General features: G+C 71.6%; 13 protein-coding genes. 3 read left to right on the top strand and 10 right to left on the bottom strand.

The genetic code is table 11. The features are described from left to right. Window positions 1-31 precede the first annotated feature (31 nt). From OHT61_RS16760 to OHT61_RS16725, 8 genes are all read right to left on the bottom strand, one after another. The gene (locus OHT61_RS16760) at window positions 32-805 is read right to left on the bottom strand and encodes a TetR/AcrR family transcriptional regulator (RefSeq protein WP_329039294.1); all 774 of its coding nucleotides are present in this window, start codon (window positions 803-805) and stop codon (window positions 32-34) included. An 80-nt stretch (window positions 806-885) separates the two neighbouring features. Then, a complete protein-coding gene (locus tag OHT61_RS16755; protein WP_329039292.1) occupies window positions 886-2,385 on the bottom strand; it encodes an MFS transporter in 1,500 nt (499 codons plus the stop codon). Window positions 2,386-2,642: 257 nt separating this feature from the next. Next, window positions 2,643-4,832 (bottom strand): ArnT family glycosyltransferase, encoded by a 2,190-nt coding sequence (locus OHT61_RS16750; protein ID WP_329039290.1) that lies wholly within the window; start codon window positions 4,830-4,832, stop codon window positions 2,643-2,645. Then, window positions 4,829-6,130 carry a bifunctional glycosyltransferase family 2/GtrA family protein gene (locus tag OHT61_RS16745; protein ID WP_329039288.1) on the bottom strand — a complete coding sequence of 434 codons (1,302 nt, stop codon included), beginning with the start codon at window positions 6,128-6,130 and terminating at the stop codon, window positions 4,829-4,831. Before OHT61_RS16745 ends, OHT61_RS16750 begins: the two co-directional genes overlap by 4 nt. 25 nt (window positions 6,131-6,155) lie before the next feature. Next, window positions 6,156-7,874: a HAMP domain-containing sensor histidine kinase gene (locus OHT61_RS16740; RefSeq protein ID WP_329039286.1), complete on the bottom strand. Its 1,719-nt coding sequence runs from the start codon at window positions 7,872-7,874 to the stop codon at window positions 6,156-6,158. Between the two features lie 4 nt (window positions 7,875-7,878). Further along, window positions 7,879-8,616 (bottom strand): response regulator transcription factor, encoded by a 738-nt coding sequence (locus OHT61_RS16735; RefSeq protein ID WP_329039284.1) that lies wholly within the window; start codon window positions 8,614-8,616, stop codon window positions 7,879-7,881. Between the two features lie 184 nt (window positions 8,617-8,800). Continuing rightward, window positions 8,801-9,697, bottom strand: coding sequence for an amidohydrolase family protein (locus OHT61_RS16730; RefSeq protein ID WP_329039282.1), 897 nt, complete (start codon window positions 9,695-9,697; stop codon window positions 8,801-8,803). A gap of 48 nt (window positions 9,698-9,745) precedes the next feature. Then, window positions 9,746-10,633 carry a DUF2797 domain-containing protein gene (locus OHT61_RS16725; RefSeq protein WP_329039280.1) on the bottom strand — a complete coding sequence of 296 codons (888 nt, stop codon included), beginning with the start codon at window positions 10,631-10,633 and terminating at the stop codon, window positions 9,746-9,748. 266 nt (window positions 10,634-10,899) lie between these two features. Here OHT61_RS16725 and OHT61_RS16720 point away from each other — a divergent pair, with 266 nt between their 5' ends. From OHT61_RS16720 to OHT61_RS16710, 3 genes are all read left to right on the top strand, one after another. Next, window positions 10,900-11,844 (top strand): RNA polymerase sigma-70 factor, encoded by a 945-nt coding sequence (locus tag OHT61_RS16720; RefSeq protein WP_329039278.1) that lies wholly within the window; start codon window positions 10,900-10,902, stop codon window positions 11,842-11,844. Between the two features lie 93 nt (window positions 11,845-11,937). Continuing rightward, window positions 11,938-13,170 carry an NAD(P)/FAD-dependent oxidoreductase gene (locus tag OHT61_RS16715; RefSeq protein WP_329039276.1) on the top strand — a complete coding sequence of 411 codons (1,233 nt, stop codon included), beginning with the start codon at window positions 11,938-11,940 and terminating at the stop codon, window positions 13,168-13,170. 388 nt (window positions 13,171-13,558) lie between these two features. Beyond that, window positions 13,559-14,497 carry a tetratricopeptide repeat protein gene (locus tag OHT61_RS16710; protein ID WP_329043287.1) on the top strand — a complete coding sequence of 313 codons (939 nt, stop codon included), beginning with the start codon at window positions 13,559-13,561 and terminating at the stop codon, window positions 14,495-14,497. A 262-nt stretch (window positions 14,498-14,759) separates the two neighbouring features. Here the strand turns inward: OHT61_RS16710 and OHT61_RS16705 are convergent, their stop codons facing one another. Continuing rightward, window positions 14,760-14,960: a dehydrogenase gene (locus OHT61_RS16705; protein WP_329039275.1), complete on the bottom strand. Its 201-nt coding sequence runs from the start codon at window positions 14,958-14,960 to the stop codon at window positions 14,760-14,762. A 415-nt stretch (window positions 14,961-15,375) separates the two neighbouring features. Next, window positions 15,376-18,987 (bottom strand): DEAD/DEAH box helicase family protein, encoded by a 3,612-nt coding sequence (locus tag OHT61_RS16700; RefSeq protein ID WP_329039273.1) that lies wholly within the window; start codon window positions 18,985-18,987, stop codon window positions 15,376-15,378. Window positions 18,988-19,146 lie beyond the last annotated feature (159 nt).

Here is a 19,146-nt window from a genome sequence, read left to right as displayed (position 1 = left end):
GCCTCAGGTGGCCACGGGTGTCGGGGCGGTCCTACGAGGGCCGCACCGGCCGCTCGCACATCGCCTCGATACCGGCGATCAGGAGGTCGAGCGCGAACCCGAAGTCCCTCTCGCGCATCTCCTCCACGGTGCCGCCGCCACGTGCCTGCATCAGGCTCTCCGAGGGCGCCATCGCCCGGTTCAGCTCCGGGTCCGCGCGGATCGAGCCCATCGCCCGCTCGACGTACTCGTCCTGGCTGAGCCCGGACTCGGCCGTGCGCTGCACGAAGTGCCCCTCGATCGTGCCGAATCCGTAGACGAACTGGAAGACGGCGGACATCCCGCCCGTCCGGCGTTCGAGGGGCAGCCCGGTGGCCCGGATGACGTCCTGGACCGCGTACGAGAACAGCATCGAGTGCGGGCCGATGTTCAGGAAGCTCCCGGCGAGCGCCGAGGCCCAGGGATGGCGGACCAGCATCCGGCGGTAGCTGGTGGCCAGTTCGCGCAGCCGGTCGCGCCAGTCGGCGTCCTCGCGGGTGGGCGGGATCTCGCCGAAGACGGTGTCCAGGGCGAGTTCCAGCAGGTCGTCCTTGGTGTCGACGTACCAGTAGAGGGACATCGCCGTCACGTCGAGCTCGGCGGCGAGGCGGCGCATGGAGAACTTCGCCAGACCGTCGGCGTCGAGCAGCCTCACACTCGCGGACGTGATCCTGTCGCGGTCGAGGCCGGCCGGCTGGTCCGCCTTGCGGGAGCGTGACGGTGTACGCCGGTCCAGCCACACACTGACCCGCGAAGGGCTCTTCACACGGTCTTCCGCGGACCCCATGGCGCACACTCCTCTTCATCCGGCGGCACTGACCGCGTACCGGCACCCCCGTCCGATGCTATGCCCGCCACCTGGGGGATTCAGTCCGTCCGGGTGCGCTCCGCCCTCCGCAGCAGAGCGGCCGCGAGCAGACCGCCGGCCAGGACGGCCGCCGCGCCCACCAGTTGACTGGTCTCCAGGCCGGAGGCGAAGGCGTCCGTGATGTCCGCACGCTCCCCGGGCCCCTCCGCGGACGCCAGGGCCGCCGGGAGCGAGGCCGCTCCGACGGCGCCCGGTACGAGCGCGGCGAAGCGGGAGTTGAGCACGGCGCCGAGCACCGCGACGCCGAGGCCGTTGCCGAACTCGGCGAGCGTGCCGTTCACCCCCGCGCCCACGCCCGCCTTCTCCGGCGGGATGGCGCCCATGATCGCGTTGGCCATCGCGGGCATGGCGAGGGCGATGCCCGCGCCCATGACGACGAGCCCGAGCAGCATGCCGCCGTACCCGTGACGCCCCAGCAGGGCGATCGCGGCGAGCCCCGCCGACAGCAGCCCCATCCCGGTGGCGATCGTCGCGGGCGTCCCCAACCTCGGGACCAGCCGGGCACCGAGACCGGTGAGGTTGAGTGCCACGACGGTGAGGGCGAGCGGGGCCGTGCGCAGACCCGCCTCCAAGGGCTCGTAGCCGAGCACGAACTGGAGGTGCTGGGTCAGCAGGAACAGCGATCCGGTCATCCCGAAGGCGACCAGGACGGCGCCGGCCACCGCCCCGGTGAACCGCTGGTCCCGGAAGAAGTGCATGTCCAGCATCGGGTGGGGGACGTGGAGTTCCCAGAGGACGAACCCGGTCAGGACGGCGACCCCGGCGAAGGCGGTCAGCAGGACCCGGCCGGAGTCCCAGCCGTGCTCCGGGCCGGAGATGATCGCGTACACGACGGACGTCATGCCGAGGGTGGAGAGCAGCGCGCCGACGAGGTCGGGGCGGTCACCGCTGGGGTTCTTCGACTCCGGGACCAGCCGGGCGACCGCGATCAGTCCGACGGCCGCCACCGGGATGTTGACCAGGAAGATCGCGCCCCACCAGAAGTGGTCGAGCATCACGCCGCCGATCAGCGGTCCGGCGGCGAACCCCAGGGAGCTGACGGTCGACCAGATACCGATCGCCTTGACGCGCTCGGTGTCGTCGAAGATCTGCACCACGACCGCGAGGGTGGTCGTGAGCAGCAGCGCGCCGCCGACTCCCATGCCCGCGCGGGCCGCGATCAGCTGGCCGGAGGACTGCGCGAGCCCTGCCACGAGCGAGCCCACGCCGAACAGCGCCAGGCCGGCGATCAGCATCCTCTTCCGGCCGTACCGGTCGGCGGCGCTTCCCGCGCTGAGCAGCAGACCGGACTGGACGAGCGAGTACGCGTTGATCATCCACTGCACGTCGGAGGTGGAGGCGTGGAGCTCGTCGGTGAGCGAGGGGATGGCGACGTTCAGGACGGTGTTGTCGAGCAGCACGGTGAGCTGGGCGAGGCAGATGACGCCGAGGATCAGCCAGCGCTGCGCGTGGGCGCCCCGGAGGGCTGGATCGTGCTGTTCGGCGGCGGTGGCCGTCATGCGGACTCCTGTCTCCGGTGCATGGGGCGGTGCGCGGGTGATGCACGTCCCGGTGCGCGGGTGATGCACGTCCCGGTGCGCCGCGCGGTGCTCGCCGGGGGTGCGGGAAGCGGTCTCGTACACCGTAAAGGACTCCTGTACGGTGTACAACCCGTTTGCCTTCCCCACCGCGCACCCCCTCCCCCCGACGCCGAACGGGGTGTGGCCCGGGGGGTGTTCGCCCCGGGCCGCACCCCGCCCCCTCCCGCCGTCGGCCCCTACTGCCCGCTCTTGGGCGAGGTCAGGTCGTAGAAGGTGGCGCTGCCGACCGTGACCTCCTCGAAGGTGTCCTCGACCCACGACGAGATCCGGGACGCGGTGCCCTCGCCACCCATGCCGCCGCCCATGCCTCCCGAGATGAAGTAGTGGACCCTGCCGTCCTCGACGTACTTCTTGAACCGGGCGAGCGTCGGGGACGGGTCGCTGCCGTTGAAGCCGCCGATGGCCATCACCGGGTCACCGGTCGCTAGCTGGTAACTCGCCGCGTTCTGCGCGCCGATGGCTGCCGCCGCCCACGTGTAGGCGTCGGCGTCCTCCTTCAGGAGCGCCTCGGCCTCGGCGTCGACGGAGGCACCGTCGAGCAGGCCGCCCATACCACCCGCGCCCCCTTCGCCCGCCCCGCCGGGCATGGCGCCCTGACGGCCGCCGGGGGCCTGTCCGCCCTGCTGTCCGCCTTGCTTTCCTCCTCGCTGTCCGCCGGGAGCCCGGCCGCCCCCCTGGCCCGGTGTCCCACCGCCCGGGAAGCCGCCGGCCTGCGCGTTGCCCGGGGCCCGGCCGCCCTGCTGGGCACCCTGCCCGGGGGACTGCGGGCCGCCGCCGTCCCCGCCGCCGGGGAAGCCGCCACCCCGGCCGCCGCCCGGACCGCCCATGCTCGCGCCGGCCGGGCCCGCCGTGACGATCGAACCCTCGTGCCCGGTGCTCAGCGTGCTGACCGTGTACGCCGCCGGCCCGGCGAGCGAGGCCGCGAGGCCCAGCCCCACCGCGCCGAGCGCGAGCGCCCGCCCGAGCCGGGCGACGAGCAGCAGCCCCACCGCGCCCAGCAGACCGCCGATCAGGACGCCCCAGCGCAGCCAGGGGACGTAGTCCGGCGTACGCGCCAGCAGGACGTACGACCAGACCGCCGTCACGGCCACGGTCACCCCGAGCACGGCCCCGGCCCACCACCTGCCGCGCTCCTCCCAGAGGACCGTGGCTCCCATACCGGTCAGCGCGGCGGCGTAGGGCGCGAGGGCGACGGTGTAGTACTGGTGGAAGATGCCGGCCATGAAGCTGAAGACGAGCGCCGTCATCAGCAGCGAACCGCCCCAGGCCAGGAACGCCGCGCGCGCCGTGTCGGTCCGCTTCGCCCGCCACGTCAGCCACACCCCGGCGGCCAGCAGGATCAGCGCCGCGGGCAGCAGCCACGAGATCTGGCCGCCGATCTCGGAGTCGAACATCCGCCCGATTCCGGTCTCGCCCCAGCCGCCGCCCCGGCCTCCGCCACCGCCGCCTCCGACGCTGCCGGCCTCCTCGCCGTTGATCCGGCCCAGTCCGTTGTAGCCGAAGGTCAGCTCCAGGAAGGAGTTGTTCTGCGAACCGCCGACGTACGGCCGCGAGGAGGCCGGCCACAGCTCGACGATCGCCACCCACCAGCCGCCGGACACGACCGTCGCCAGTGCCGCCAGGCCCAGTTGGCCGATCCGTCGGCGGACGGAGCCGGGCGCGAACACCGCGTACAGCACGGCCAGCGGCGGCAGGATCAGGAACGCCTGCAGCGTCTTCGACAGGAAGGCGAGGCCCACGGCGACGCCCGCCCACACCAGCCACTTCGTCCTGCCGCCCTCCATCGCGCGCAGCACACAGAAGACGGTGACGGTCATCAGGAGCGCGAGCAGCGCGTCCGGGTTGTTGAAGCGGAACATGAGGGCGGCGACCGGGGTGAGGGCGAGGACCACCATCGCGATCAGCCCCGCGGCGGCGCTGAAGCGGCGGCGTACGGCCGCGTACAGGACGCCCGCCGTGGCGACCGCCATCAGCACCTGGGGCGCGAGGATCGCCCAGGAACCCAGACCGAGGATCCGCACCGACAGAGCCATCGGCCAGAGAGCGGCAGGGGGCTTGTCGACGGTGATGGCGTTGGCCGAGTCCAGCGAGCCGAAGAAGAAGGCCTTCCAGCTCCGGCTGCCGGCCTGCACGGCGGCGGAGTAGAAGGAGTTCGCGTAGCCGGACGCGCTGAGGTTCCACAGGTACGCCAGGCCGACGACCAGCAGCAGGCCCAGGAAGGCCGGCCTCGCCCACCGCGGGTCCTCCGGCCTGCCGCGGACCAGGCGGCGCGCCGGCGACTGCCCCCGGCCGCCGGCGTGCGCCGCGGTCCCGGCCGGCGCGCCGGGCGGCGCCTGGAGGTGGTCGGGGTGTGTGGCCGCGGTCATGAGGCGCTCCTCGGTGCGTGGGCGGGACCCCTGCGGTCGTCCCGGCCGTCGGGGCGCCGGTCGGGGAAGACCCAGGCGCGGAAGAGCAGGAAGCGCAGCACCGTCGCAGCGAGGTTGGCCGCGATCAGTACGGCGAGTTCCGTGCTGTGCGACGCCTGACCGGAGGCGGCGCCCAGACCCGCGAGCGAACCGCTGGTGAGCGCGAGCCCGATAGCGAAGACGACGAGTCCCTGCGCCTGGTGGCGGACGGCGCCGCCCCGGCCGCGTACGCCGAACGTGAGCCGCCGGTTCGCCGCCGTGTTCGCGACGGCGGACACCAGGAGGGCCGCGCCGTTGGCGGTCTGCGGGCCGAGACCCATCCGGAAGAGGGAGTACAGGGCGAGGTAGGCGAGGGTGGAGAGCGCGCCGACGACGCAGAAGCCGACCAGTTGCCCGGCGAGTCCGCGCGGGACGCCGGGCACGGCCCGGTCGCGCGGGTCGTCCCCGAAGGGCCGTGCCAGCCGGTCCAGGGGCAGCGCCCCGGTGGCCAGGGCCCTGCCCACCCGCCAGACCCCCTTGAGGTCGTCCGCCGCGGTCCGCACGAGGTGCACGGTCGAGTCGGGGTCGTCGACCCAGTCCACCGGCACCTCGTGGATGCGCAGCCCGGCCCGCTCGGCGAGCACCAGCATCTCCGTGTCGAAGAACCAGCCCGTGTCCTCGACCATCGGCAGCAGCCTCTCGGCGACCTCCCGCCGTATGGCCTTGAAGCCGCACTGCGCGTCACTGAACCCGGCGGCCAGCGAGGACCGCAGGACGAGGTTGTACGCCCGCGAGACGAACTCCCGCTTCGAGCCCCGCACGACCCGCGAACTGCGGGACAGCCGCGAGCCGATGGCCAGGTCTGAGTGGCCGGAGATCAGCGGGGCGACCAGCGGGAGCAGGGCGTTCAGGTCCGTGGAGAGGTCCACGTCCATGTAGGCGAGGACCGGGGCGTCGGAGTGGGACCACACGGTCCCCAGCGCCCTGCCCCGGCCCTTCTCCTCCAGCCGGTGGGACCTGACCTCGGGGAGGAGCGACGCGAGAGCCGCCGCCACCCGGGGGGTCCGGTCGGTGCTCGCGTTGTCGGCGACGGTGATACGGAAGCCGTAGGGGAAGGTCCGCGTGAGGTGGTCGTGCAGGCGCAGCACACACGGTTCGAGGTCCTTCTCCTCGTTGTACACGGGGATCACCACATCGAGTACGGGTACCGGAGCGCCGACCGCCGCGGCCAGGAGATGCTCCCGGGCCGGCAGGGTGCTCCACGGGGTGTCGGTTCGCATGGGACGACACTCGCCAACCCCGCTGTCACATCCGTGTGCTGAGCCTGTGGCCCGCCTGTGAGTGCCCGGCGTCCGGGCCACCGACACCGTTTCCGCACGTCCCAGGGCCCGCGGGGGACCCGTCGGCCGGTGCCGCGGAGGTGGGGACACCCGCGCCGCGCACCGGGGCGCAGCCGGCGCTCGGGTCCCCGGGTCCTCGCTCGCCCCCGTGCTCCGCGTCCGCCGGCAGGTGGACGGTGAAGGCCGTGTCACCCGGCGCCGAACGGACCTCGACCAGGCCGCCGTGGGCGGTGACGACCGCCTGCACGATGGCCAGGCCGAGGCCCGTCGAACCGGCGTGGCGGGAGCGCGAGGCGTCGCCGCGCGCGAACCGTTCGAAGACCCGCGGCAGCAGCCCGGGCGGGATGCCCGGTCCGTCGTCCCGGACCTCCAGGACCGCCCAGGGCACGTTCCCCCGCGCAGCGCTCACCCGCACCGTGACGGTGGTCCCGGGCGGTGTGTGCGTACGGGCGTTGGCCAGCAGGTTGACCAGGACCTGCTGGATCCTCGTCGTGTCCGCCGACACCGTCACGGGCGACCCGGGCAGTTCCAGCCGCCACCGGTGGGAGCCCTGCGGTGCCCCGCCGGACGCGCGGTCCGCGGCGCGCGCGTCGCTCACCGCGTCGACGACCAGGGCCGTGAGATCGGCGCTCTCGTACGAGAGCGGCCGCCCGGCGTCGATCCGGGCCAGCAGCAGAAGGTCCTCGACCATGCCCGTCATCCGCTCGGCCTCGGACTCGATGCGCCCCAGGGCGTGCCGGGTGTCGGGGCCGGTGCTCTCCCGCCCCCGCCGGGTCAGTTCGGCGTAACCGCGGATCGAGGCCAGCGGGGTGCGCAGCTCGTGGCTCGCGTCCGCGACGAACTGCCGCACGCGCGTCTCGCTCTTCTGCCGGGCGTCCAGGGCCAGACCGACGTGCCCCAGCATCCTGTTGAGGGCCGCACCGACCTGCCCCACCTCGGTACGCGGATCGGCCTCGGCGTCCGGGACCCGCTCGAAGAGGGCCACCTCGCCGCTGTGCAGGGGGAGTTCGGAGACCCGCGTGGCGGTGGCCGCGACCCGGCGCAGCGGGCGCAGGGCCACACCGACCATGGCCGCACCGGCGATCCCGGCGGCGATGAGCCCGGCGCCGGTCACACAGACCTCGACCAGGATCAGGGTCGCGACGGCCTTGTCCACCTCGGCCGTCGGGATGCCCACCAGGACGGACGTGGAGCCGCCGTGCGGCACGGCCTGCACGCGGTAGCCGCCGAGCCCCGGGAGTTCGACGTCGCGGGGCCCGCCGCCCGCACTCACCCCGGCGGCGTCCAGGACCTTCGCCTGCGCGCCGGTCAGCTCCTCGGTGACCTGCTGGGCGCCCGGGCTGCCGCTCTTCTTCACCACCTTCGACAGGGTGACGGAACCGTCCGCGACCACGGCCCCGAACGTGTTGAACGGCTGTCCGCCGCCCCGGCCGACGAAGTCCAGCGGCTCCCGGTCCTCCGGGCCGCCCGGCGTGATCCTGCCGCTGCCCGGCGGGCGCGCCTGGGCCATCAGGGAGATGTCGCGCAGCTGGCCGTCGAGCTTGCCGTACATGTAGCTGTGGAACGCGATGGCGGTGACCGAGCCGATCACCGCCGCGACGACCGCGATCAGCGTCACCGCGTACACGACGAGCCGGGTCCGCAGCGTCCAGGGGCGCCCGCCGGACCTCTCCCTCCCGGCCACGGCGTCATTCCCCCGGCTTGATCAGATACCCCGCCCCGCGCCGGGTGTGGATCATCGGGGACCTCCCGGCGTCGATCTTCTTGCGCAGGTAGGAGATGTAGAGCTCGACCACGTTCGCCTGGCCGCCGAAGTCGTAGTTCCAGACCCGGTCGAGGATCTGGGCCTTGCTCAGCACCCGGCGCGGGTTGCGCATCAGGAAGCGCAGCAGCTCGAACTCGGTCGCCGTCAGATGGATGAAGTCGTCGCCCCTGCTCACCTCGTGGCTGTCCTCGTCCAGCACCAGGTCACCGACGACGAGCGTCGACTCGCTGCGGACGGAAGCGGTGCCGGAACGGCGGATCAGCCCGCGCAGCCGCGCCACGACCTCCTCCAGGCTGAACGGCTTGGTGACGTAGTCGTCCCCGCCCGCCGTGAGCCCCGCGATCCGGTCCTCCACCGCGTCCCTCGCCGTGAGGAAAAGCACCGGCACGTCCGACAGTTCGCGCCGCAGCCGGCCCAGCACGGCCAGCCCGTCCATGTCGGGGAGCATCACGTCGAGGATCACCGCGTCCGGACGGAAATCGCGCGCGGTCCGGACGGCGTCCGCACCGTCCCCCGCGCTGCGCACCTCCCACCCTTCGTAGCGCAGCGCCATGGAGAGCAGCTCCGCCAGCGGCGCCTCGTCGTCCACGACCAGCACACGGACAGGGGTGCGGTCCGGCCTGAGCAGTTCGGTACGCCCCTGGGGCGAGGTCGTCGTCATGGCCCAAGCCTGTGAGACGGCGGTGAGAGGGACCTTTCGCCCACCTGTGAATTTCCTGAGAAACAGGCCGGCCCGTGGGACCGCCCCGCCGGGCCCGGCCTGCGAAGGGCCCGCAGGCGGCGGGCTCACGAAAGCGAGGCCCCGTGGGCGAGGCGCACGGACACCGGGCTCACGGGCCCCGGTTTCACCGGAACAACGCGTCCGCGTTCCCGTGGCAGACGGCCCGCAGCCAGTCGTCGCCCAGCCCGAGGCGCTCCAGGGCGTGCAGCTGGTGGACGTACGGATACGGGATGTTCGGGAAGTCCGTACCGAGCAGGATCCGGTCCTCCAGGTCCGCGAGCCGCCCGAGTTCGCCCGCCGGGAAAGGGGTGAAGTCCTCGGTGAAGTCCGTGAACGCCATCGTCGTGTCGAGCCGCACCTCGGGATACGCGTCGGCCAGGTCCAGGAAGTCCGCGTACTCCGGCATGCCCATGTGCGCCACGATCAGCCGCAGCCGGGGATGGCGGGAGAGCACCCGGGAGACGGGCCCCGGCCCGGTGTACGCACCCGGCGCCGGCCCGGAGCCGCAGTGCATCACGACCGGGACGCCCGCCTCCGCCAGCAGTCCCCAGACCGGTTCCAGCAGCGGGTCGTTCGGGTCGTACGCACCCACCTGGAGGTGCGACTTGAAGACGCGGGCCCCCGCCCCGACCGCTTCCCGCACGTAGGTCTCCACGTCCTCCTCCGGGAAGAAGGTCGCGGTGTGCAGGCAGTCGGGCACCTCGGCGGCGAACCCGGCCGCCCAGCCGTTCAGCCAGGCCGCCATCCCCGGCTTGTGCGGGTAGAGCATCGAGGTGAACCGGAGGACACCGAACGAGCGCAGCAGGGCGAGCCGTTCGTCCTCGTCGTGCCGGTAGGTGATCGGCCACTCCAGCCCGGTCAGCGGGCCGGCCGAGTCGAAGTACGCCCAGACCTTGCGGAGCACCTGATCCGGCATGAAGTGCGTGTGGACGTCGATGATCCCGGGCAGCCCGAGCCGCCGCTGGAAGCGCAGCACGTCCTCGCGTTCACGGTCACGTCCGTCACCGCTCGTCCGCCCCACCACACCCACCCGCCTCGTACGTCTCCGGGAACGCCCCCGGCGACGATCTCAGAACAGGCCGTCCTGCACACCACCGCCCCCCACGGCCACGGCCGGTGCGCTGACCCCCGCCCGGGCGTCGGCGGCCACCAGGTCCCAGCCGGTCATGAGCCGAGTGTCCAGGACGACGACGTCCCCGTCCGCCGTCTCCAGATGCAGATCGGGGCCGGCCGCCGCGACCAGCCGCCCGGCCACCACACCCCCGTCCACCAGCCCGGTCACCACCCGCCCCGGGGGCCCGGCACCCGCCAGCCCGAACACCCCGGCATGGTCGACCGCCTCGAACGGCAGCCGCTCCAGGGCCTCCGGCCAGCCCGCGCCCTCCAGCGCGGCAGCCCGCCCGTACAGTCCCTCGATCTCCGCGGCCCGTTCCGCCGCACCCGGCAGGACCGCGCGGACCGCCCGTTTGCGGGCGTACGGGATCCGGTCGGGCACACCGAGCGCGGAACGCAGCAGCTCCTCCGTGCGCCGGGCGGCCATCAGCGGCCCGCGTCCCAGCCAGCTGAAGACCACGGCCCCCTGCTCGCGCAGCCTGGCCGCCTCCCGCGCCTCCCCGGTGATCCCGACCTTCACCATGCCGGGCCCGAACCAGGCCAGATAGACGCGGTACGTCCGGGGGTCGTCGGCGATCGTGTCGGCCGCCACCGAGTGTGCCCGGTCCAGCCGCGCGCACTCGGCGCACCGCGCACCCGTGCTCCGCACCGGCACGACGGCCGACACGGGGCAGGCGTTCCCGCGCGCCCCCACGCACGTCCGCTCGCCCTCGGCCCGGAACCCCAGCTCCGCCCCGTACGCCAGGGTGCTCGTCCGCCCCCGCACCGCTCCGCCGCTCCGCGCCCAGCCGAGCACGGGCGCGCCTGCGGGCCAGCTCAGACCGGTGCACCGCCAGCCACTCATGGCACCCCCGGTCGGCTTCGCGCGGCGGGCGTGCGGATCGCCCGGCCACCCGGACCGTGCACGCCTCGAAGCCCCATTGTCCCTCCCGCCGCGCCCCTCACCCCGCCTGCCGGTCCGCGGCCACCCGCCGCCGGAGGAAGGCTCCGAGGGGTACGGGGCGGGCCCGGATCAGCGCCGTACGGTGCCGTGCCGCGGATCCGCAGCGCCGCACGGTGCGTGCCACGGGCACCCGCCCCCTGGGTGACGCGCGGGCTACTATCCGGGCCATGGCGCTGACCGCGAACGACACGGCCCGGTTCGAAGCCTCCATGCCCCGCCTGCAGGCCATCGCCTACCGCCTCCTCGGCTCCGCGAGCGACGCCGAGGACGCCGTACAGGACACCTACCTGCGCTGGCAGGCCGCCGACACCGGCCGCATCGAGGTCCCCGAGGCCTGGCTGACGAAGGTCCTCACCAACCTGTGCCTCAACCAGCTCACCTCCGCGCGCGCCCGGCGCGAGACGTACGTGGGCCAGTGGCTGCCCGAGCCCCTGCTCGCAGGCGACCCGATGCTCGGCCCCGCCGACACCGCCGAGCAGCGCGAATCCGTCTCGTACGCGGTCCTCGCCCTCATGGAACGCCTCACCCCCAACGAGCGGGCGGTCTACGTCCTGCGGGAGGCCTTCGACTACCCGCACCGGCAGATCGCGGAGATCCTCGACATCTCCGAGCCGGCCTGCCAGCAGATCTTCCACCGCGCCAAGAAGCACGTCGTCGACGGACGGACCCGCACCGAGATCGACGAGGCCGCCGCCCGTCGGATCGTCGAGGAGTTCCTGACGGCCGCCACCAGCGGCCGGACCGAGCCACTCGTGCGGCTGCTCACCCAGGACGCCATCGCGATCGGCGACGGCGGCGGGAAGGTCCCGGCCCGCGCGAAGGCGTTCGAGGGCGCCCGCGCGGTCGCGACGTTCATGCGGGGCATGTTCAAGCCCGGCAAGGCGAAGCGCGCGATCGTCGGCGGCTCCCCCGAGGTCTACGTCTCGGACGCCAACAACGCCCCCGCCGTCGTGGTCGTCATCGACGGCCGGGTCATCGGCGTCATGTGCCTGGAGTTCACCACGGAGGGCATCGCCGCGTTCCGCAGCCAGGTCAACCCCGACAAGCTCGAACGCGCGACCCTCCGATGGGCCGCCTCCGACCACGGGGAACCCCTGCTCATCGCCTTCTGACCCCCGTGTGAGCTGGTTCACACCCAGGTCCTGTCAGGAATCTGCGGGCTGTCCGGTTCAAGGGGCGAACCCGCGCGAGACAGGAGCAGGGAAATGAAGCACCGGATCATCGTCCTCGGAGCCGGATACACCGGAGCCATCGCAGCCGGCCGCCTCGCCAGGCGACTGCACGGCGACGACGTCGCCATCACCCTCGTCAACGCCGAGCCCGACTTCGTCGAGCGGGTACGGATGCACCAGGTCGCGGCCGGCCAGGACCTCCAATCCCGGCCCTTCGCCGAGATGTTCGCGGGCACCGGCGTCGAGCTGAGGCTCGCGAAGGTGACCGGCGTCGACGTCGGCCGCCGCACCGTCGCCGTGAGCGACACGACCGGCGGACCCGAGGAGCTCGCGTACGACACCCTCGTGTACGCCCTCGGCAGCAGCTGGAACACCCAGGACGTCCCCGGCACCGCCGAACACGCCCACGACATCGCCGGCCGCCCCGGAGCACTCAGGCTGCGCGCACGCCTGGCCGGCCTCGGTGCCGGACAGACCGTGGTCGTCGTGGGCGGCGGCCTCACCGGCCTGGAGGCCGCGACCGAGATCGCCGAGGCCCGGCCGGACCTCGACGTCGCCCTCGCCGCCCGAGGGGGACTCGGCGACTGGCTCTCCCCCAAGGGCAGGGGGCACGTGTGGAAGGTCTGCGACAGGCTCGGCATCACCGTGCACGAGCACACGGCCGTCACCGCCGTCGGGACCGACAGCGTCACCACGGCCGACGGCAAGGAGATCCCCGCCGCGGTCACCGTGTGGACGACCGGCTTCGCCGTCCACCCGATCGCGCGGGACACCGCGCTGGAGGTCACCGGCACGGGCCAGATCGTCGTGGACGGGACGATGCGGTCGGTCTCGCACCCCGACGTCTACGCCATCGGCGACGCGGCGATGGCGACGGGCCCCGCCGACAAGCCGCTGCGCATGTCGTGCGCGACGGGCACACCGACCGCATGGCAGGCCGCCGACGCCATCGCGGCACGCCTGACCGGAACGAAACTCCCGAACACCCCGCTGCGCTACTTCAACCAGTGCATCTCCCTGGGCCGCAGGGAAGGCCTGATCCAGTACGTCACCGCCGACGACCGGTCCGTCCGGGCGGCCCTGACCGGACGCACCGCCGCCCTCTACAAGGAACTGGTCTGCAAGGGCGCGGCCTGGGGCGTGGCCAACCCGACGATCGGCCTCCCGGTCCGGCGCCGCCGCATCACGGCGGGCCTCACCGCGGGAGGTCACGTCACGGGGGAGGGCGCGCCCGTGGAGGGCTCGGCCGCCGAGGCCTCGGCCTGACCGGGCCGGCCTGACCAGGTCGGTCACGGACGGTCGGTCACGGACGGTCGTTCGCGGACGGCCGGTCCGTCGCGGTCGGTCGTTCGCGGTCGGCCGGTCGTTCGCGGTCGGCCGGTCGTTCGCGGTCGGTCGTTCGGCCGGTGGGAGGCGTCGAGGCAGGCACCGGCAACGGATGCGGCGCAGTCGCTCCTCGATGCCTCCCACCAGGAGCGGAACGCAGCAGAGAACCTTTGGCCACGGATATTCTCTGTCGGTGTCGAAGTCAGAAGCGCAGCCGGAGTCACCGTCCGAGCCCGAGTCACCGTCGCAGGCGCAGGCGCAGGCGCAGGCGCAGGCGCAGGCGCAGACGGATCCGTCGGTCGCGGCAGGCGTGAGTTTCGCCCGGGTCATGGCGCACTGCGGCGGAAGCCCGGTCGGCGCAGTGAAGTTCCTGGCGGGGGCGACAGCCCCGGCGCCGGCAGTCCCCGAGCCCTATGAGGCCCTCGCCGAGCTGTGGCGGGACCGCCGCTCGGAGATCGAGCAGGGTCTGGCCGGAGACGGGTCCTTGACCTCCGTACTGGCGCAGGCCTACTTCCAGTTCCTCGACGGGGACATGGACGACGCGGTCATGTCCCTGGGCTCGGTCACCGGCGCGCGGCCCGAGGTAGCGTGGGGCACGGCTCCTTGGTTCAGCGACGCCCGCCTCCTCGACTCGGTGAGCGCGGAGGCGTTGGCGGAGGCGTGTCTGCGGACCTTGGACTACGGCCAGAACCTCGACACCGACGAGATGCGCGAGCGGTTCACGCCCTGGTTCCGCGCCATCGACAGGGTGTCAGGCCGGAGCCCCGTACCGGAGTCGCTGGCCGCCATGGCCCGACTACCCCGCGCCTGCGGCCGCCACGAACTGGCGTTCACCCTGTGCGACCGGGCCGACGCCGTCGAACGGGTCATGTGGACCGCGGTCGCCCGCGCGAGCACCTGGCGCGCGATGGGCGACCTGGACCAGGCAGCGGCGGCCTTCGAGAGCGCCCTGGCCCTGGACCCCGCCAACTGGTCCGTCCATCTGGACCTTGCCGATCTGCGGGCCGACCAGGGCGACTACGCCGCCGCCGCGGACCTCGCCGAACGGGGCCTGCGCCACGAACCGCGCGAAGTCACCCTGCGCGCGGCGGCCGCCGCCTACCGCACGCGCCTGTCCGGCTCCCCCGACGACCTGCGGACCCTGATCACGCTGGCCCCGCAACTCGCGAACCCCTCGTACCGGAAACTGCTGATCGACCGCGCGTGCGCGGCGCCGGGACTGCCGGGCGAACTCGTGGCGGAGGCCGCCCGCGCGGGCGCCAACTAGTGCTCTGCGAACCCGCATCCCTCTGTCCGCAGCTCCGGCCGGATCGTCCGGGAACGGCCGTACCGGCCGCTCCGGGCCGCCTCATCGACCGGAAGCAGGAGCACTCGCCGGTCCGTCTGCGGCAGGCCGAGCCGTCGCCAGACGGCCCGCGAATCCGACGTCTGCCTTGGCCTTCGCCCACCCGCCTTGTCCGCCGGACGACCGAGTCAAGGACTGCTGTGCGCCGCCCGAGTCCAAGGCTGTTCGATGTCAGCGCTGGATGTCACCGGAACAGCTCGGGCACCGGGCAGGTCTCCAGCGGCTCCTCCGGCAGGTCGGCCCAGCGCCACCAGACATGCCGACCGGCACACCTCCACAGTGTCCGGCAGGTCCGCCGGTCATCGTCCTCACGCTTCCCGAGGACCAAACCGCCGGACTCCATGGGCCGGCCGCACTCGGGACAGGCCGGGTTGTCGTCGGTCATGCGGCGCACCCTAGCCGAGTGAGCGCCTCCTCCCGAAGTAGCTGAAAAGGCTCACTGATCATGGGCTGCCCTGCTCGTCACCTCAGCTGATGGACGACTGACGCCCAGATGCGGTCGGGATGCAGACGACGCGGCGGGCAGCTGCGGACCGAGTGGACGTCACCCGCTGATGTCGAAGGCCCCCTGGACGATGTCCAGGGGGCCTTCGATCTATGTGCACTCGGCAGGATTCGAACCTGCAACCTTCTGATCCGTAGGATCGGGCAGGCTGTTGGGCTGGGGCTCCGCAATCCCAACGGCTGGTCGCTGATCGTCGTGATCAACAGCCTCTGTGTGCCGTCGTTGCCGTCAGGGTTGCCGTCAGCGCGGAACAGTGGCACCGCCTCGCAGCAGAGCGATCGCCGCGATGCCGAGCTCATGCCGCCAAGGTGGTGGGCCTGGCCGTCCGCTCCAGTTCCATGAAGATGACGTTGAGAACTTCGAGTTCCTCACCGCTGAACAGGTCGTCGGGGCCGCCCGGGGCAAGATCGGCGAACGAGTCCTCGTAGAGGTCGCCCAAGCCCAGGATTCCGCGCTTTGCCACCGTATCGATGATCAACGCCAGGAAGTCGATCTGGCGGGAGCTGAGCTGCTTACCTGTGCAGAAGACCTCGAACGCCTTCTGTGCGGCCTGCCGATCCAGCCCACACAGCCCGCGCACGAACAGGCCGAGGCCGCCGGAGGACTGCACCTCGTCGAGGTCCTCCGGGGAGGCGATGGCCTCTGACAGGAAGATCTCTTCCAGGTCCGCGAGATCGACTTCGGTGATCTGCTCATTGAGACGCAGCTTGCGCACCACCGGCTGGTCCTCGTGGCGCAGGAGGTAGGCGCGGGCCTTCTGCTTGAAGCGCTGCTCGTCCGTACCCTGGGGCATTCCTTGGATCTCGGCCTCGGTGATGTCGCCGAGCGTGTCAGCAAAGTCGGTGTAGACGACGTTCCGCTTGACCTTGGGGTCGGTGAGACGCGCCAGTCGGCGCATACGGCGCCGCATGTCCTCCAGCAGCGGGAGCGTGACGCCGTCCCACCACTCGTCGCCCGCCACCGCTTCCAGCAGCTCGGCCTGCTCGCCGACTGCCGGGATATTGGTCTTGGTGAGCAGGTTGGAAGCGATGTCCTGGATCTTCGCGCGCAGCTTGGCGAACTCCTTACCGCCTTCCAGCGCGGCGAGCTGGAGACCGTACGCCATCAGGTCGAACCGCTTGGCCTCCTCGCCCGTCTCCTCGTCATCCGGGCGGAACTCACTGGGCAGGCCGAGCAAGTGCTCACGGACCGAGGTGTCCGCGTCATCATCCACCCGGTGCCATCTGCCGAAGTCGCTGAAGACCTCGACCTCCCGGCGGTGAGGACGGACCAGGAAGTTGTCCAGGTTCATGCCGGTGACGGTGTGGTGCAGCCGGTGGGCCAGCGACCAGCGGATCTCCGCCTCGGTGCCGATCGCGTCGGGGCCGGCGTCCCGTGCCGGATCGGGCTGCTGCCGCTTGTCCAGGACTCGTACGAGGTCGAGCTGGCGCTGGAGGAGCTTTTCCGTGAGGGTGACGGCCCTGCGCCCCTCCGACCGGTCGAGCTGACTGTTGAAGAAGTCGATGTTGCCGCAGAAGTCAAAGACGTAGAAGTTCCGCTTGTTGTGCTCGGGGTTGTCGGGGTCGGGGCCGTAGAGGGCAGAGCGCAGGCGGGTGCCGCGGCCGATCATCTGCCAGAACTTGGTCTTGGAAAAGACAGGCTTGGCGAAGACCAGGTTCACCACCTCGGGCACATCGATGCCGGTGTCGAGCATGTCGACGGAGATGGCGATGTCGGGGGCATTCGGCGGGTTCTTGGGGTTGGAGAAGTCGTCGATGAGGGACTGAGCGTACGTCTCCTTGTACGTGATCACGCGCGCCGTGTGGCCAGCACCCTGTGGGTAGTTCGCGTTGAAGCGCTCCTCGATGTACCGGGCGTGCTCGTTGTTCTTCGCGAAGATGATCGTCTTGCCGAGCTGGTCGCCGCCCTCGACGCGGTGGCCGCGCGTCATCAGCGTCTCTAGCATCTTGTCCACAGTGTCCTCATTGAAGAGGAACTTGTTCATCTCGTGCCGGCCCACCACGTCCGGGATGTCACCGTCCTCGGTCCACTCCTTGGCGTCCCACTCCGCCTTCTCCCCCTCCGAAAGGTCGGCGTAGCGAATGCCATGTTCCATGAACTTCAGCGGCACCTTCACCGCCTTGGGAAGGACGAGATAACCCTCGGCGGCGGCTTCATGGAGGTCATAGGAGTCGGTCGGGACCCCGTCCTCCATGGCGAACAGCTTGTACGTGTTGTGGTCGATCTCGTCCTTGGGTGTGGCGGTCAGGCCAAGCAGCAGCGAGTCGAAGTAGCGGAACAGCTCACCGTACTTCGCGTACACGGAGCGGTGCGCCTCGTCGATGACAATCAGGTCGAAGTAGCCGGGACCGAAGCGCCGGCGGCCCGCACCGTCGATAACGTCGATCTGCTTCATCATCGTCTGGTAGGTGGAGAGGTAGACGCGGGCAGAGGCGGCCTTGTCGTCGAGGAGGCTGGCCACGGGGGTGTTGGGCAGGTTCTCCTTGAACGCCTTCATCGCCTGGGTGACCAGCGCCTGCCGGTCGGCGAGGAACAGCACCCGCTGCGCCCAGCCCGCCTTCATCAGCTGGTCCACGAGGGCCACGGTGGTACGGGTCTTGCCGGTGCCGGTCGCCATGACGAGCAGCGCCTGACGGCCCCGGTCCCTCTCGAAGGTCTCGCCCACCCGCTTGATCGCGCGGAGCTGGTAGGGGCGGCCGGCGATCTTCTCGTTCACCGGCGTGGTCGTGAGGGAGAGGCGTCCAGCGCGCTGGCGGATGTGCCAGTGCAGCTCGTCCTTGGTGAAGAAGCCCTGCACCCGGCGGGGTGGGTAGCCGCGGTCCTTGCCCCACGCGGCGTCGTCCCAGAGGTAGGTCTCGTATCCGTTGGTGTAGAAGATCACCGGGCGGCGGTTGAACTGCTTCTCAAGCGCGTCGGCGTATAGCTTCGCCTGCTGCTGCCCGTCACGGGCGTCCCGCTGGGTTCGTTTGGCCTCAACGACAGCGAGGGGCTTGCCATCGTCGCCCCAGAGCACGTAGTCGACGAACCCCCTGCCCGTCTTGGTAGGCATCCCGGTCGCTATCGGGTACTCGGTGTCCTTGCCCCGGGTGAGGAGGTCCCAGCCCGCTTCCTTGAGGAGCAGGTCAATGAAGGCGTCCCGGGTCGCCTTCTCATCGTAGTCGTGGGTGTCCCGCACGGACTGGTTGGCGGCTTTCACGGCGGCGATCTGCGCCTTGAGCTCTTCGAGCTGCCGGGCGAGGTCCGCGTTCTGGGCACGCTCGGCCGCGAGCTGCTCGGCCTGCTCCTTGAAGCGTGCCTCGTCCTCCGCCTCCTTGGCCTTGAGCTCGGCCTGCTTCAGCGCGCGGGCCTGGGGGGAGAGAGGGCGCGGTACGGCACTGGTGTCGAACTCCAACCCGGCGGGCGGCAGAGCCGAAGCCTGGCGGGTGTATGTGCGGGCGAACCAGTAGAGGGAGTGGAACAGCTCCTTGACGCTGGCCTCGGCAACGACCTTCGGGACCGGGGCGGCCTTATGCACGGCGTTATTGCCGTGCCGGCGGATGAGGTCCATCTTGGCGTTGACTATCGGCCCGACGAGCTGCCGGAAGCTCGGCTCGTGGAGCATCGCCGCGAGGTCCTTCTTGTAGGGCTCGCTAAGGCTGCTGTCCTTGTCGTACATCCAGCGGGCCGTGATCTCGATGGCACGGCGAGCATAGAAGCAGGCGGCACGAGGGTCGTGGTGGATCAGCCGCTCGGCACGGATCGCCTCGTCATAGAGGGCGGGCCACTCGGCGCGGAGGAAGGCGAAGTTGCCCGTCGCGGTACGGCCGACGTTATCGGCTGCGGCGCGGTCACGGGCGCTATTGCCGTAGTCAGCCCCTCCCTGGCCGTGGCTGTCCTGGCTGTTCTGACCGTTCTGGTCGCTACCCATGGCGGTGCGGCGTCCCTCTCCCCTGTGACGGTCTTGCCAAGCGGGCCCGGCTCCGCATCCCCAGGCCGACACGAGGCCGATATATCCGTCTGGTTGCTAAGGCAGAACCGCCTTGGGCCAGGCTCCCCTGCCCAGCCGCAAGGGCGGCACGTGGTGCTG

Origin of the sequence: Streptomyces sp. NBC_00178, from assembly GCF_036206005.1 — a bacterium.
GTDB lineage: Bacteria > Actinomycetota > Actinomycetes > Streptomycetales > Streptomycetaceae > Streptomyces.
This window is presented reverse-complemented; position numbering and strand designations above follow the sequence as displayed.